General features: G+C 49.7%; 12 protein-coding genes. 10 read left to right on the top strand and 2 right to left on the bottom strand.

Annotated elements, in window-relative coordinates; genetic code table 11:
• Positions 1-14 precede the first annotated feature (14 nt).
• Positions 15-683, bottom strand: a complete 669-nt coding sequence (locus tag HJG54_RS17360; RefSeq protein ID WP_316430260.1) for an energy-coupling factor ABC transporter ATP-binding protein — start codon at positions 681-683, stop codon at positions 15-17.
• Positions 684-732: 49 nt separating this feature from the next.
• The gene (locus tag HJG54_RS17355) at positions 733-1,029 is read right to left on the bottom strand and encodes a hypothetical protein (protein ID WP_316430259.1); all 297 of its coding nucleotides are present in this window, start codon (positions 1,027-1,029) and stop codon (positions 733-735) included.
• Between the two features lie 266 nt (positions 1,030-1,295).
• Here HJG54_RS17355 and psbD point away from each other — a divergent pair, with 266 nt between their 5' ends.
• From psbD to HJG54_RS17305, 10 genes are all read left to right on the top strand, one after another.
• Positions 1,296-2,354, top strand: coding sequence for a photosystem II D2 protein (photosystem q(a) protein) (gene psbD, locus HJG54_RS17350; protein ID WP_211628055.1), 1,059 nt, complete (start codon positions 1,296-1,298; stop codon positions 2,352-2,354).
• A gap of 684 nt (positions 2,355-3,038) precedes the next feature.
• Positions 3,039-4,976, top strand: coding sequence for an iron uptake porin (locus tag HJG54_RS17345; RefSeq protein WP_316430256.1), 1,938 nt, complete (start codon positions 3,039-3,041; stop codon positions 4,974-4,976).
• A 152-nt stretch (positions 4,977-5,128) separates the two neighbouring features.
• Positions 5,129-5,566 carry an RrF2 family transcriptional regulator gene (locus HJG54_RS17340; RefSeq protein ID WP_316430254.1) on the top strand — a complete coding sequence of 146 codons (438 nt, stop codon included), beginning with the start codon at positions 5,129-5,131 and terminating at the stop codon, positions 5,564-5,566.
• An 18-nt stretch (positions 5,567-5,584) separates the two neighbouring features.
• Positions 5,585-6,547: a cysteine synthase A gene (gene cysK / locus HJG54_RS17335; RefSeq protein WP_211622090.1), complete on the top strand. Its 963-nt coding sequence runs from the start codon at positions 5,585-5,587 to the stop codon at positions 6,545-6,547.
• A gap of 65 nt (positions 6,548-6,612) precedes the next feature.
• Positions 6,613-7,323, top strand: coding sequence for a J domain-containing protein (locus HJG54_RS17330; protein ID WP_316430252.1), 711 nt, complete (start codon positions 6,613-6,615; stop codon positions 7,321-7,323).
• Positions 7,324-7,481: 158 nt separating this feature from the next.
• Entirely contained in the window at positions 7,482-8,843 is a 1,362-nt protein-coding gene (gene der, locus HJG54_RS17325) for a ribosome biogenesis GTPase Der (RefSeq protein ID WP_316430250.1), read from the top strand.
• A 127-nt stretch (positions 8,844-8,970) separates the two neighbouring features.
• Entirely contained in the window at positions 8,971-9,963 is a 993-nt protein-coding gene (locus HJG54_RS17320; protein ID WP_316430247.1) for an energy-coupling factor transporter transmembrane component T family protein, read from the top strand.
• 561 nt (positions 9,964-10,524) lie between these two features.
• Positions 10,525-10,794 carry a transcriptional coactivator PipX gene (gene pipX, locus HJG54_RS17315; RefSeq protein WP_035996468.1) on the top strand — a complete coding sequence of 90 codons (270 nt, stop codon included), beginning with the start codon at positions 10,525-10,527 and terminating at the stop codon, positions 10,792-10,794.
• A 21-nt stretch (positions 10,795-10,815) separates the two neighbouring features.
• Entirely contained in the window at positions 10,816-11,490 is a 675-nt protein-coding gene (locus HJG54_RS17310; RefSeq protein WP_316430246.1) for a YggS family pyridoxal phosphate-dependent enzyme, read from the top strand.
• Between the two features lie 1,361 nt (positions 11,491-12,851).
• The gene (locus HJG54_RS17305) at positions 12,852-13,409 is read left to right on the top strand and encodes a cell division protein SepF (RefSeq protein ID WP_211621586.1); all 558 of its coding nucleotides are present in this window, start codon (positions 12,852-12,854) and stop codon (positions 13,407-13,409) included.
• Positions 13,410-13,486 lie beyond the last annotated feature (77 nt).

Raw genomic sequence — 13,486 nt, 5'->3', positions numbered from 1 at the left:
TTTCGCTGCTAGCTTCACCCCACTTGCTGCATCAACCGTTGCTTTAAGCGGGTTGGCTCTCCTCGGTCAACCACCCGTCCAGCCTCTAACAAGAATGCGCCATCGCAATAGTCCAACTCTTCTAAGCGATGAGTGACCCACAGAGCAGTAATCCCCCGTTGTATGACAAGCTGTCTAACTTGCGCCACCAAGCTAAGCTGACTATCGGCATCGAGTAATGCTGTAGGCTCATCCAGCAACAGTACTTCACAATGCCGAGCAATGGCTCCTGCAATAGCCACTCGCTGTTTTTGCCCACCGCTGAGTGCGTAGATTGGACGCCGCTGCAGGTGACTCAAGTTAACAGCTCTAAGCGCTTCCTCAACCCGCTGCTGAATCTGGTCAAACGACAACTGTTCAGCTACTAGTCCAAAGGCAACATCAGCTCCAACTGTTGGCATCACCAGCTGATGATCTGGATTTTGAAATACAAAGCCAACTGGATCCCTGACCTCAATCTGCCCTGCCTGAGGAGACAGCAGACCTGCCAACACTCGCAGCAATGTTGATTTGCCACTGCCATTGGTTCCCAGCAGCATCCAGAATTCGCCTTTAGGAACTTCCAAACTACAGTTCTCTAAAACCGCAGTCTCCTTTGACCAGCGAAACTGTACGTCCTGAACCACAATTGCCGCATTTGCCATCTTTGCATCCAACTATGCAGGGGTGACTCACTCTACCGCTACTCTGCGCCTACTGTGCGAGCGTCGTGAAAAATCCGGGCGGCTTACCTGATGCCGTTGCCGTTGCTGTTTTTTCTGCCATTTGCACAGCAGCAATTTCACTCACCAATACCCCAATTGCTTTACCCGCCTGCTGCTCACAGGTTAACTCCAAAGTCACTGGATTTCCCGTCCGCACTGCATCCAAAACTTGCTGATATACAGCTTTCGCATCTGCTTCTGCTTTGCGCTGCACCGAGAGCGTGATGGGCGAATTCTTCAGGGTTAGATCAATTACAAACATATCGAGTCCAGTGTTTAAATCCATTACCTATACCAATGTACGCTTTCCCTGCACCAACCGTGGGTGAAAGTGAGACCAACCCAACCTCCGAAGCTTTTGTAAAGTTCTAGGATGAAAAATCAGAAGACCCTCAGTATAATGAGGAGACAGTAAAGAAAAGTAAACACTGTTCACATTCCATTGCGTTTTCTACCTATTTGTGGTGCTACTGCAACGGTAGATGCAAGGATCAGAACAGCGGAACTCATTTCCTACATTTTCTAAATTCATAACGGTTTGGAGATCAAGCTATGACCATAGCAATGGGGAGAGCGCGAGCAGAGCGAGGATGGTTCGACGTCCTCGACGACTGGCTCAAGCGCGACCGTTTCGTCTTCGTCGGCTGGTCCGGCATCCTGCTGTTTCCCTGCGCCTACCTCGCGCTCGGCGGCTGGCTGACCGGCACCACCTTTGTCACCTCCTGGTACACCCACGGCATCGCCTCCTCCTACTTGGAAGGCTGCAACTTCCTGACCGCCGCCGTCTCGACTCCTGCTAACTCACTCGGCCACTCGCTGCTGTTTCTGTGGGGACCCGAAGCCCAGTGGGACTTCACCCGCTGGTGCCAACTCGGCGGCTTGTGGACCTTTGTGGCCCTGCATGGCGCGTTTGGCTTAATCGGCTTCATGCTGCGGCAGTTCGAGATCGCTCGGCTTGTGGGCATCCGCCCCTACAACGCCTTGGCCTTCTCGGGTCCGATTGCGGTGTTTGTCAGCGTGTTCCTGATGTACCCGTTGGGGCAGTCGGGGTGGTTCTTTGCACCCAGCTTCGGCGTAGCGGCAATTTTCCGCTTCATCTTGTTCATCCAAGGGTTCCACAACTTCACGCTCAATCCGTTCCACATGATGGGGGTCGCTGGCATTCTCGGTGGTGCCTTGCTGTGTGCGATTCATGGAGCGACGGTGGAGAACACGCTGTATGAGGATGGGGACAAGGCCAACACCTTCCGCGCCTTCAACCCGACCCAGAGTGAAGAGACCTACTCGATGGTGACGGCCAACCGGTTCTGGTCGCAGATCTTTGGGATTGCCTTTTCCAACAAGCGGTGGCTGCACTTCTTCATGTTGTTTGTGCCGGTGACGGGCTTGTGGATGGCGAGCATTGGGATTGTGGGGTTAGCGCTGAACCTGCGAGCGTATGACTTTGTGTCGCAGGAGATTCGTGCAGCGGAGGACCCGGAGTTTGAGACCTTCTACACGAAGAATATCTTGCTGAACGAGGGCATCCGGGCGTGGATGGCTCCTCAAGATCAGCCTCATGAACGTTTTGTATTCCCTGAGGAAGTTCTACCTCGTGGTAATGCGCTGTAATTGTTACTTCGGTGTAATTGTTATTCCAGGTCGCTAGTCGCTAACTTGGCTGGGTATTGATCTGATGGCAATTCATTTCATTTTAAAGCCCCTGCATCAGCAGGGGCTTTTTTACTGAAACATCAATTGCATCAATTGCTGATACTCAGCATTCTGATTTCTCTTGATAATTCTGCTACCCGAATCAGGAGCAGTATGTTACTCTAAATGAAGCAGTCGCCACAGCGCGATTTGTCTAACTTCAAACCCTTGAGAATGTGTCCTTTCAGGCAACAAGGAGGTGATGCCCATGCAAGACAGTAGTAAATGCGTGGGTCATCAGGTTGAAGTAAGCTGGCTGTGTGCCGGAGCTGTTCTCTAACTGTTGAGCTGTCCCTTTGTAAGCTTTGCTTGTTAGAGAGGCTAGATTCAGCTAGAGATCCTTCCGGCAGTCTAGTTTCAACCTGAAGACCCTACTAGACCGCTCTCGCTTCCTAAAGTGTGCAAGGTTAACCTGAATCACTCCTAGCGGGAGCGGATAGTTTTAGGAATGTTTGGGAAAACTAATCACGTATCAAGATTGAAGATTGAAGCAGTAGTTTGCATGAGATTTTTGTTAACCTTCCTTGATTATTCAAAACCCTCATGCTTAGAATGCTACTGTAGACTTCTAAGTCCCTTGAAGTTAGGTGTGAGGACTCTAAAATGCTATCCAAAGTTCTGTGGAACTCTGTGTTAGCTACGCCTGCTCTTGTAGGTGCAGCTTTAATTGTTTCTTCTTCTGCAATGGCAGCAGAGACCCAATCTGTTGGCCAGTCTGTTAATGAAGCTGATGCTCTGCTATCTGAAGTGCAGATTTCAGCTGATGCGCTCAAAGTTGAGGCTCCTGCGGCACCCGCAGCAACCGAAATTGCTTCGGCTGAGGTTCCTGCTTCTGCGTCTCTGATTACAGAGCTACCCTCTGCAACTCAGGTAGCTGAACAGCCTGTCGAGGCAACTAATCAGGTGGCAGAAGCGCAGCCTATTGAGGCTCTGGCTCCCGCTGCTCCGGCTGTTGTAACTCCGGCTCCGGTGCAAGTGGCTCAAGCTGCTCCTGAAGCCAATACCTCTGTCTCTTCGCTCGACCAGATCATGCAGTATGGTAGCGAAGGCGGCAACTCTCAGTCTCAGGTTACTTCCATTACCCAGCTTTCCGACGTTCAACCCACCGACTGGGCCTATCAGGCCCTCCAGTCTCTGGTTGAGCGCTATGGCTGTATTGCAGGTTACCCCGATGGGACCTATCGCGGTCAACGGGCTATGACCCGTTTCGAGTTCGCTGCTGGTATGAATGCTTGCTTGGATCGGATTAGCGAACTGATCGCAGCCAGCACCGCGGACTTGGCTACCAAGGAAGACCTGGCTACCCTGCAGCGTCTGCAAGAGGAATTCGCGGCTGAACTGGCGGCTCTACGCGGTCGGGTAGATGCCCTGGAAGCTCGGACCTCTGAGCTAGAAGCCAACCAATTCTCTACCACCACCAAGCTGAATGGTGAGACGATTTTTGCAGTTGGTGTTCCGTTCTCGGAAAACGAGTTCCGCGATGATGACGATCGCGATGTTATCGAGAATGACCAGGTGATCGCTGGTTATCGGGTTCGTCTGAACTTCGACACTAGCTTCACTGGCGAAGACTTGTTGAGAGCACGTCTGCAAGCACGTGACTTCGGCGACTTTGACTCGTTTGGTGACAATACTAGCTGGCAGTGGAGCAGCTCGGCTGGTGATGACACTGTTAGACTCGATGACTTGTTGTACACCTTCCCACTGGGTGATACCGCTCAAATCATCATCGGTGCAAACAGCATTGGGGATTCTGACTTTGTGGCTACCACGGTTAGCCCCTTTGACAGCGGCGGCCAAGGCTCGCTCACGAATGGTCTGGGTACACCTCCGCAGTACAACTTCATTCCTGGCGGTACGGGTATTGGTGCCATCTTCGGCTTAGGCGATAACTTCAGCATCGATATTGGTTACGCTGCCGGTAATGCTGGTGATCCCAGCCCTGGAAATGGCTTGTTCAACGGTGACTATGGTCTGATTGCTCAATTGAGCTTCTTAAGCGACTTCTTGGATGCAGCCTTCACCTACTCCAACAGCTACTCTCGAGATGGCTTTGGGGATGATGGTGGCTTCAACCTAGGTACCTATGACGGTGTCTCTGACGGTGATGACACTCGTCCCGAAGTTGCTAACATCTACGCCGGTCAGCTCAACTTCAAGTTCGGCGGCGTGGAAGTTGGTGGTGGCGTCATGTACATGCCGGTGCGTGTGCTAGGTCGTGGTGACTACGATGTTTGGAGCTACCACGGTACTTTGGCCTTCCCTGACCTGGGTGGCGATGGCAACATGCTAGGATTCGTGTTTGGTGTACCTCCTCGGATTGCCGGTATCGGTAGTGGCGGTGGTCTGTTCGGTCAGCTGGGTGGCGTACCGGGTAATACCCGTCAGGATGCCTCCTTCTTGGCAGAAGCTTTCTATCGCTTCCGAGTGAATGACAACATCTCAATTACGCCAGGTGTAATCTTCCTCAACGACCCGGGTAATGACAACGGTCGTCAAGACACCTTTGTGGGCGCAATTCGTACCACCTTCACCTTCTAATTCAGTTCATTAAGCTCATTCAGTTGAGCTGTAAGGCCCCAACTTTTGTGAGTTGGGGCCTTTCTGTTTTGATCTAAACTTTCTTGCTTAAACCAGCAAACTCCGGTGGAGAACCGGGATATACTGGAGAAGCAGTCCATCTTTTCTGACCCGTGGAACTTTCCTGTAAAAGCGAATATGCCCTACTCGCTCTGTTAGAACTAGCTGACCACTACAGCGAGCATGAACCTCTTCAAATTCGTCAAATTGCTGCTGAACAAAGCATTCCCGATCGCTATCTTGAACAACTGTTAGCAACCCTACGGCGTTCGGGGTTGGTGCGCAGTCAACGAGGAGCGAGAGGAGGCTATATATTAGCCCGCGAACCCTGGAAAATTACCCTTTTCGAAGTGGTGAGTAGTATTGAAGGAACTGATATGCAGCCATCTGAGCTAGATCGAGAAGCCAAATCGCTTGAAGGCTTAGTGATTCGTGAAGTTTGGCATGAGGCTGGACGGGCTGCAGATGCCGTACTGCAAAAATATACGCTGCAAGATCTAGCTGAAAAGCGAAACAGTCGCCAACAGCTTGATCTGATGTACTATATCTAGATTTAGCGTTTTAAGACTATGCGCATTGCCCAAAACATTACTCAACTAATTGGTCATACCCCGCTTGTTCAACTGAATCGGATTCCGCAAGCTGAAGGTTGTGTGGCTCGAATCGTCGCCAAGTTAGAGAGCATGAACCCGTCTGCTTCGGTTAAGGATCGGATTGGGATCAGCATGATTGAGGCGGCAGAACAAGCTGGATTAATCACGCCTGGGAAAACGGTATTGGTCGAACCAACCTCTGGAAATACCGGCATTGCATTGGCGATGGCAGCCGCTGCCAAGGGCTATCGCCTGATTTTGACCATGCCAGAAACTATGAGTTCAGAACGGCGAGCCATGCTGCGGGCCTATGGTGCGCAACTCGAACTGACCCCTGGCATTGAGGGCATGGCAGGTTGTATCCAGCGAGCACAGCAGATCGTGAATACGCTACCGGATGCCTATATGCTGCAACAGTTCAACAATCCGGCCAACCCAGAGATTCACCGCCGCACCACGGCAATCGAAATCTGGGAAGACACCGATGGTCAGGCCGATATTTTGATTGCTGGCGTAGGTACAGGTGGTACCATCACGGGCGTCGCAGAAGTGATTAAGGCGAAGAAGCCTGAATTCAAAGCCATTGCCGTAGAACCGGCAAACAGTCCTGTGCTTTCGGGTGGCAGACCTGGCCCTCACAAAATTCAAGGGATTGGCGCTGGTTTTGTGCCCCAGGTGCTGCGGGTGGACTTGATTGACGAAGTGATCACGATTCCAGATGACGAAGCCATTACCTACGGTCGGCGGCTAGCCCGTGAGGAAGGATTGCTCTCCGGTATTTCCAGCGGAGCAGCTATGGCAGCCGCCATCCGGGTTGGGCGTCGTCCTGAGAATGCAGGTAAGCTGATTGTGATGATTCAGCCGAGCTTTGGCGAACGGTACCTGAGTACACCGCTGTTTCAAGACCCCGAGCTAGTAGCTCCGATGACGGTAGGTTAAAACAGGTCAAACTTGTCAAAAGAACAGCCTCCAGCCTCCAGGCCCGATGCCGATAAAATAGGCATATGGCAGAGAATCACTACGATACGCTAGAAATTCACCCAACGGCGAGTCAAGCTGAAATTAAGCAAGCTTACCGCCGTTTAGCGAAACGATTTCATCCTGATACCAATCGAGCCGTTGACGGTCACGAACGGATCACTCGCATTAACGCCGCCTACGAAGTGTTGAGTGATCCCAGTCAGCGGCAGTCTTATGATCAGCGGCTCACCTACGGTAATTGGGCAAGATTTCAGGCCACTGAGAATGTAGCCAACCGTCAGCAGCGGGCTAGAGTCGCCCAAAAGAACTATCAACACCGACAAACCGGGCGAGACAGCGATGAGCAATTGCAGCGATGGTTGCATCAAGTGTATCAGCCGGTGAATCGGATGCTCGGTCAAATTTTGAGTCCGCTACAGGATCAAATCGATGAGTTGGCAGCAGATCCATTTGATGACGAACTATTAGAAGAATTCTTGATCTATCTGGAAGACTGCCGCGACTATCTGCAACGAGCACAGCAATCCTTCCGCTCGATGCCCAATCCGTCAAACGTAGCAGGCGTAGCCGCCCATCTTTACTACTGCTTAAATCAGGTAGGCGATGGGATCGACGAACTAGAGCGCTTCACCACGAGCTACGACGAACATTATCTCCACACTGGACAAGAACTGTTTCGGATTGCTTACGGTCTACGACGAGAAGCCCAAGCTGCGATGAAAGACATTCAGTAGAAATCACTGAAAGCCGGCCACAAAATATTATTTCTCGTCCCAATTTCTCGTTTCATCGCCATCTCGTTAAGGTCGTTCCCAGAGTTTTTGCGCCACAATGGTTAAGGACTAAATCCGCCGGGTTATTTTGTCTTACCCATCATCTACTCTTCTGCTTTATGCCTTTACCAGTTGTCGCCATTGTAGGACGCCCTAACGTAGGGAAATCGACCCTAGTAAATCGTCTTTCTGGCATTATGGATGCTATTGTTCATGACGAGCCAGGAGTGACACGAGATCGCACCTACCGTCCGGCCTTCTGGCGCGACCGAGATTTTTTGGTTGTTGATACGGGCGGTCTAGTCTTTGATGACAACACAGAATTTCTGCCGCTGATTCGAGAGCAGGTGATGTTGGCATTGGCAGAGGCCAGCGTAGCGGTGATGGTCGTGGATGGTCAAACAGGCTTAACGACCGCCGATGAAACGATTGCGACTTGGTTGAGACAGCAGCCCGTACCCGTCCTGCTAGCCGTCAACAAATGTGAATCGCCAGACCAGGGATTGACTCAGGCTGCCGAGTTTTGGCAATTGGGCTTAGGCGAACCCTATCCGGTTTCAGGTATTCACGGTAGCGGCACCGGCGATTTGCTCGACGAAGTGATCAATTACCTACCGCCAACCGATGCGCTGGAAGACACCGAAGAAATCCGCGTCGCTATTGTCGGCCGTCCGAACGTCGGCAAATCTAGCTTGCTGAATGCCTTCGTTGGTGAGCAACGGGCCATCGTTAGCCCAATTTCAGGCACCACCCGTGACACTATCGATATGATCGTTCAACGGCAGGACCGGCGCTATCGATTGATTGACACGGCTGGGATTCGCAAGAAAAAGCAGGTGGAATACGGTCCAGAATTCTTTGGCATTAACCGTTCCTTTAAGGCGATCCGGCGAGCCGATGTGGTGCTGCTCGTACTGGATGCGTTAGATGGTGTCACCGAGCAAGACCAGAAGCTAGCCGGACGAGTGGCAGATGATGGCCGTGCCTGTGTGCTGGTAGTAAACAAGTGGGATGCAATCGAGAAAGACTCCCATACCATCTACGACTATGAGCGGCTGTTGAAAGAACGGCTACATTTCACAGATTGGGCTGAAACCATTTTTGTTAGCGCCCACACCGGCCAGCGAGTCGAGAAAATTTTAGATTTGGTGGACAGCGCCGCTGAGCAACACCGCCGGCGTGTCAGCACTTCGGTCATCAACGAAGCTTTAGCAGAAGCCTTGAAATGGCACACTCCGCCCACTACTCGACAAGGCCGGCAAGGAAAAATTTACTACGGCACCCAAGTCGCCAGCCAACCGCCCACGATCACGCTATTTGTCAACGATCCCAAGCTGTTCAACGAGAACTATCGGCGCTATATGGAGCGTCAGTTTCGGGAGCAACTCGGCTTTCAGGGAACACCGATTCGCCTATTCTGGAGAGGCAAAAAAGTTCGAGAATTAGAGCAGAGCGCTAACCGTGCCACCAAAGTGAAATAGCTGGCAAAATAGCCATTCAGCCGCAGGTGGAGAAAACTTGAGTTGCGAACGTTGATGAGCATTGAACTCAATTGAACTCAATCGTTTCAGCCAGCGCTCAAAACTAGAGACCGAACTAAGATAAATCATGGATTTACTGCGATCGCTCCCGATTGGACTTTACTTGGAACAGCCGGTAACTTGGCTGCATCGCATTGATGCCCGTGTCAAACTGGGTTGGCTCATCAGCTTTATGTTGACTCCGATTGCGGCTAATCCTGCTTGGCGGTTGTCTCTGGTTGGTTGGCTCTTACTGCTTACCGTACTGACGATGCTGCCCTTTCGGGTTTGGCGACAGCAGATGGGATTGGTGTTGATATTTAGCCTGCTGCTGTTCCTGATTACGATGCTGGCTCCCGATGGCATCAAGGTACCCAATCAACCCCGATTGCCCGAAAACGAATTTGCACTATCGCAACCTATTGCCCCAACTGCAAGTTCCGCTACAAGCCCCACGACAAATCCTACTGTTAGTCCTGCAATTGGCTCTGCTACGAACCCCGCTACAAGCGCTGCAACAGCTTCATTGCCCCAACCTACAGACTATCAATACGTTCTAGTGGATCATGGCGTTATTCAGATTACCCGTCGGTCATTGGAACTCGCAACTCGAGTTGGCACCTTGATGTTCACACTCATCTACAGCACGAATCTTTACTTGCTGACAACGGCTCCTGAGGAAATCACTGCTGGAATCGAGAATTTGCTGCATCCCCTACGGCGGTTCAATCTGCCAATTACAGAAACGGTTTTGACGCTGACCTTGTCGCTACGGTTTATTCCCCTCGTATTAGAGGAGGTGCAGAATCTCGTGCGCTCAGTCCGCACTCGTGCCATTAACTGGAAGAAATTGGGTTTCCAAGGCAGCACCCAGGTTTGGGCAACGGTTGCCGAACGACTGGTAGATAATCTATTGGTGAGAGCGGAGCAGATTGCAAGCGCCATGCAGGTGCGGGGTTTTACTACGCCGGATCAGCATCAGGTTCGCTGGCATCGGTTTCGCTTACGTGTGTGGGATTGGTTAGCGCTTTCAGGAATTGTTTTGTTCTGGATAGCCCGGTTTCTCTGGGGAGGCAACTAGATTAACCTCCTGAGCGATTAACTGGCATCAACTCGATCGCTCTAACTCGAGCCAATCTAATCAAGTTGAAACCAACTATTTAACCAACAATTGGGCTTTTTGTAGCAATGCGGCACATTTTCCCATACAGTAGGGAATGAAAACTATAGAAACTTTCTTATTTTGAGTTTATGGGCAGTGTTGAACAACTTCTACTGTGATAGGCGGCTGAAGCAAAAACGGCTAGCTTCAACTGATCCAAATCGAGATTCTAAGCAATGCAGCGTCATTCAAGCTCTGATTGCACTGGTGGAGCAGTCAAATTTTTGCTGATCCCTAAATTGCGAGATCATGCTTTGAGCAGTCCATGAAGCAAGTAGATTGTAATTTTAGTCATTCCAGTCATTCCAGTCATTCCAACCGTTATTTTTGAACTCAATTGCGTATGTTCCGTACTCCACCGGAGTCTGTTTATTTTTTCTTTCGGTTAGGGTTGACCCAGGTTCGGCATTGCTATGCATCTCACCAATTCAGTGTTCAATCGCTTCCATCCTTGTTCTTCCTGATGCAGCCTAAAATCGAATGACTATCGAAACTTACCTAAATCATCCGACCCTGGGCTTGCTGTTCAGAATCTGTCTGCTGGAAGAGAATCGTGAACTCTTTGCCACCCTATATGCCCAACGCCTGTTTTTCCTGGTTATTACTGAAACAGCAGGAATTCGATTCGAACCCATTGGTCGTACAGATGCTCGTCTATTGGTAGAAGGGCGACTAAGAGAGCTGCGTCGCACGGGACAGGTGCAAGCGTATAACCAACTTCAAGCGATTCACAAACAGACCTTTGCATGAGTTTGGCATGAGTAGTTTGGCATGAGTACGGTTTCAATTGAGCAATTGGCTGAACGGTTAGAACAAGTTCGCCTGACGTTACCGGGGACAGTCAAGTTAATTGCGGTGACAAAGCAAGTGCCAGTAGAAGCAATTCAGGCAGCCTATCAACTAGGTCTGCGCGATTTTGGCGAAAGTCGGATTCAGGAAGCAGTGGTAAAACAAGAGCAGTTACAGCATTTGCAAGACATTACCTGGCATTTGATTGGGCATCTGCAAACCAATAAGGCCGCTAAAGCGTTAGATCAGTTTCAATGGATCCATTCACTTGATAGCCTTAAATTGGCGCAACGACTGGATCAATTAGCGGCAAGTCTGCCTATAAAACCCAAACTCTGTCTTCAGGTAAAAATCGTTCCTGATCCCAACAAATATGGCTGGACTGTTCCAGAACTATTAGCCGCTCTACCAGAGCTAAGCCAGTGCCAGCACCTCGATATTGTGGGCCTGATGACGATTCCTCCCTACGGCCTGCCTGACGCAGAAACACTAGCCATTTTCCAGCAAGCGCGCCAACTAGCCGAGCAAATTCGCCAGCAATCCAGCCTGCCGATTCAGGAGCTATCGATGGGGATGTCGAACGACTACCAGCTAGCAGTACAAGCAGGTGCAACCATGGTTCGGCTTGGCAGCACCCTGTTTGGCAAAAGAACTTAACATCTGCCTCCATGTTCACCCTGTTACAACCTGTGGCCAATTTTTGTGACTCTAAAAACGCTTTGTTGTTCTAACACTGTGCGTTTAAGTCGCTCACCCCTGCAAGCAGTGTATGCGCTCTGAAGCTATAGCCGTTGCCCCAAGAATGTCCTATCTCTTCTGGCAAACACTATACAGAGGAAGTAAAAGAGCTTAAATCGATGTAACAGTCTTTGAAGAATCCGTTCAGTCAGCTTGACAGTTGGTTTGATGTCAATTGGACAGTTTTAAGCTGGCCTAAACACAGAGGATTGGTCGAGTTTCCCGTCTTGGGGAATTACTGTTTCATCAACGGCTTGCTTCAGAGACTTAGCTGCAATCAGCACCAGGATCTTTTGACAGCTTTGCCTTTGCTAATTACCCATATTTCGTGATTGATACAGTGTTACTTTTATTTGTCATTTTCTAGCAATTGGTTAAAAGCGAATGGAACCCTATGTTGGAATTGATGGTTTTGATATATAGTAATAGCTCTGCATGCATCGAGGCCTCAGTTGGGTGGCTCTGCCTGTAGGGTGCTTAACCCCCTGTTCTGAGTTTGTCGCGCTACATGTGGTAAATCTGAAATTTTTCTTGTATGATCCAAAATGTTGGGGTACACTACTAGGGGCAAAGGGAGAGGCAAGCGAAAAAGTAGCTGAAATTAGCTTTATTTTTCGTTATTCTGGTTTCTCCGGGCCTGTTATTTGGCTTATTCCCGCTTAGATAAACTGTATATATACCGGCCTAATGCTTTTCTCGATTGATCGATTGATCTTAAGGATTACTTTAGGTTCAATGGATTTAATATTGGAGCCGAATATCATACTATTGAACAGTGCAGGCTCGATGGTTTTTAACTCTATTAATTTGCTTGAAGCTAGATAATATACGGATTACTGAATTGCTTCGATGAATTTTGAAGTGGTTTTGTAGCCGGAATTTTTGGCGTCCTTGGTGCTCGTAACTATAGTTTTAACGGTTCTGTTTGACTACTTTTGTTAAATTTTGGTTTGGTTATTGATTTCGGGGATTTGGTTGTATACTGTTGACTCAATTCTGAATCGGTTGAAGCGAAACAAGCAAAATAAATTAAATACAGGACTAAAAAATGCTCAATGAGTTGAACCTGTGGTTTAATGAGTTGCGCTTAAGGCATTACCTGAGAGTTGAGGTAAAGGAGTAGCCTTAAAAGTACCTCCAGTTCGTTATCTTCGGTATGAACCATATGCACGGCTAGAGGATGTTGCTTGGGCTAATCTGAGGTTTTTCTAGTTAACCTTAGTTGTGATGGAGCGTGAACAGTGAATAGTATCTTTTCAAAGTTGAGGGATTTTGTAGGCATGACTGAACCTGTAGACTACGAATATGATTACGAAGAAGTAGATGGAGAAGAGTACCAGAATCTCTATCAGGAAGAGCATCCCCAAGTTGCCCCAGAAGAAGAACCGCGGCGGCGGCGGATGCGGGAGAGAACGATGCTTTCTAGTGACTCTACTACTACTAATATGGGTATAGGTTCATCTATGAGTAATGTAATTGGAATGCCAGGCGCGGTGAACGGAATGTCTGAAGTTGTGGTGATGGAACCTCGAACCTTTGAAGAGATGCCTCAAGCGATTCGAGCGCTACGTGAGCGGAAATCGGTAGTGCTGAATCTGACGATTATGGACCCAGACCAGGCTCAGCGGGCTGTAGACTTTGTGGCAGGCGGTACTTATGCTATCGATGGTCACCAAGAGCGCATTGGCGAAAGCATTTTCCTATTCACGCCCAACTGTGTACAGGTGAGCACTCAACTTGGCAATGGCAACGATCTCAACGCCACTCAACAACCAACGATGCGCCGTCCTGTCAACGCCAACTCTGCCTGGATGACAGACCAGGTTCGGATGGCTTAGGTTATGTCCACCTAATCAATTCGTCATCAGAAAAAGTTGAGCGCTCAAAGCTCTATAAGACGAGATCTGATTAAGGA

The organism is Leptolyngbya sp. NK1-12 (assembly GCF_032598965.1).
GTDB lineage: Bacteria > Cyanobacteriota > Cyanobacteriia > Elainellales > Elainellaceae > Elainella.
This window is presented reverse-complemented; position numbering and strand designations above follow the sequence as displayed.

What these genes read in the sequence shown, in the direction of transcription:
- HJG54_RS17360 (WP_316430260.1), bottom strand. Translation starts at nt 683, where the DNA reads ATGGCAAATGCGGCAATTGTGGTTCAGGACGTACAGTTTCGCTGGTCA.
- HJG54_RS17355 (WP_316430259.1), bottom strand. Translation starts at nt 1,029, where the DNA reads ATGGATTTAAACACTGGACTCGATATGTTTGTAATTGATCTAACCCTG.
- psbD (WP_211628055.1), top strand. Translation starts at nt 1,296, where the DNA reads ATGACCATAGCAATGGGGAGAGCGCGAGCAGAGCGAGGATGGTTCGAC.
- HJG54_RS17345 (WP_316430256.1), top strand. Translation starts at nt 3,039, where the DNA reads ATGCTATCCAAAGTTCTGTGGAACTCTGTGTTAGCTACGCCTGCTCTT.
- cysK (WP_211622090.1), top strand. Translation starts at nt 5,585, where the DNA reads ATGCGCATTGCCCAAAACATTACTCAACTAATTGGTCATACCCCGCTT.
- HJG54_RS17330 (WP_316430252.1), top strand. Translation starts at nt 6,613, where the DNA reads ATGGCAGAGAATCACTACGATACGCTAGAAATTCACCCAACGGCGAGT.
- der (WP_316430250.1), top strand. Translation starts at nt 7,482, where the DNA reads ATGCCTTTACCAGTTGTCGCCATTGTAGGACGCCCTAACGTAGGGAAA.
- HJG54_RS17320 (WP_316430247.1), top strand. Translation starts at nt 8,971, where the DNA reads ATGGATTTACTGCGATCGCTCCCGATTGGACTTTACTTGGAACAGCCG.
- pipX (WP_035996468.1), top strand. Translation starts at nt 10,525, where the DNA reads ATGACTATCGAAACTTACCTAAATCATCCGACCCTGGGCTTGCTGTTC.
- HJG54_RS17310 (WP_316430246.1), top strand. Translation starts at nt 10,816, where the DNA reads ATGAGTACGGTTTCAATTGAGCAATTGGCTGAACGGTTAGAACAAGTT.
- HJG54_RS17305 (WP_211621586.1), top strand. Translation starts at nt 12,852, where the DNA reads ATGACTGAACCTGTAGACTACGAATATGATTACGAAGAAGTAGATGGA.